This window comes from Dermacoccus abyssi (genome assembly GCF_003515945.1).
Taxonomy (GTDB): Bacteria; Actinomycetota; Actinomycetes; order Actinomycetales; family Dermatophilaceae; genus Dermacoccus; species Dermacoccus abyssi.
In genome coordinates this window covers 1-1434 of the sequence record NZ_QWLM01000046.1, presented here as the reverse complement: position 1 = coordinate 1434, position 1434 = coordinate 1, and the positions used below count along the sequence as shown (strand labels likewise).

The 1434-nt window shown below is 66.8% G+C and carries 1 protein-coding gene; it reads right to left on the bottom strand.

Annotation, left to right across the window (positions count from 1 at the left end):
• Positions 1 to 33 precede the first annotated feature (33 nt).
• Complete coding sequence (locus tag D1832_RS15025; RefSeq protein WP_115165526.1) at positions 34 to 1377, bottom strand: IS256-like element ISMlu11 family transposase; 1344 nt, start codon at positions 1375 to 1377, stop codon at positions 34 to 36.
• Between the last annotated feature and the right edge of the window lie 57 nt (positions 1378 to 1434).

The following is a 1434-nucleotide window of genomic DNA, read 5'->3' as shown; positions in this document are numbered from 1 at the left end:
GGGCGTGTCAACTTGTCTGTGTAAGCGGGGTGGTCACAGGTAGGGGTTGATCCGGTCGGGGTAGGCCGCGGCGAGCTGGGCGAGGGCCTGCTTCCAGTTCGTGACGGCCTGGCCTTCGACGAGCCGGCCCTGGGCTTTGCGCTGGCCGGCGGGTTTGCCCCGGTCCCGAGCGCGTTCGGCGGCGCGTTTGTCTTCGATGTTGCAGATCGCCAGCCAGAGCAGCTTCACCGCCGCCTCGGTCGAGGGGAAGTGGCCGCGGTTCTTGGTCACCTTCCGTAGCTGGAAGTTCAGCGACTCGATGCTGTTGGTCGTGTAGATGACCTTGCGGAGCATGGGTGGGAACTGCAGGAACGGGATGAACCGCTCCCAGGAGTTCGCCCAGGTCGCGGCTGCAGACGGGTACTTCGTGCCGAGCTCGGAGGCCTCGAACTCGGCCAGCGCCTTCCTCGCGGTCTCTTCGTTGGGGGCGGTGTAGATCGGCTTCAGCGCGGCGGCGACCTTCTTGCGGTCCTGGTAGGCCACGAACCGCATCGCGGCCCGGATCAGGTGAACCACGCAGGTCTGGACCATCGAGTCCGGCCACGTCGCCTCGATCGCCTCCGGCAGGCCCTTGAGCCCGTCGCAGCACACGATCAGCACGTCCCGCACGCCCCGGTTGGCGAGATCGGCGCAGACGTGGGCCCAGAACGCCGAGCCCTCGGTGTCCTGGACCCAGATCCCCAGCACGTGCTTGATGCCCTCGAGGTCCACGCCGACGGCGATGTAGGCGGCACGGTTGAGGACCTGGCTGTTCTCTCGGATCTTGATCCGGATTGCGTCGAGATAGATCACCGGATAGAACTCCTCCAGCGGCCGCGACTGCCACGCCAGGACCTCTTCGCTCACGGCGTCGGTGATGTTGGAGATCGTCTCGTGCGACAGGTCCGTGCCGATCGTGGAGGCCAGGTGGTGCTGGATGTCCCGGATCGTCATTCCGCCGGCATAGAGGCTGATGATCATGTCATCCAGGCCCCCGAGGCGCCGCTGGCCCTTGGGCACCAGGCGCGGGGTGAACGACCCGCCCCGGTCTCGCGGGACGTCCAGCTCGATCGGCCCGACCTCGGACTCCACGGTCTTCGGGGTGGTCCCGTTGCGGGAGTTGGCGTGCTTCGGCGCCTCGCTCGAGCCCTTCTCGTAGCCCAGATGGCTGGTCAGCTCGGCCTGCAGGCCCCGCTCGAGCGCGGCCTTGACCAGCGCGGGCACGAACCCGCCGTCACCGGTGAGCTCGACGCCGCCCGCGTCGATCTGCGCGAATAGGGAATCAAGCTGCCCTGAGGCTTTCAGCTGCTCGACCAGGTCCTGGCCCGAGGGCTCGCCTGGGTTCTTCTCGTCGGTCATGGTCATGATTCTTACCGTTCCTCTCGGTACGGCTTACACAGACCATCTGACACGCCC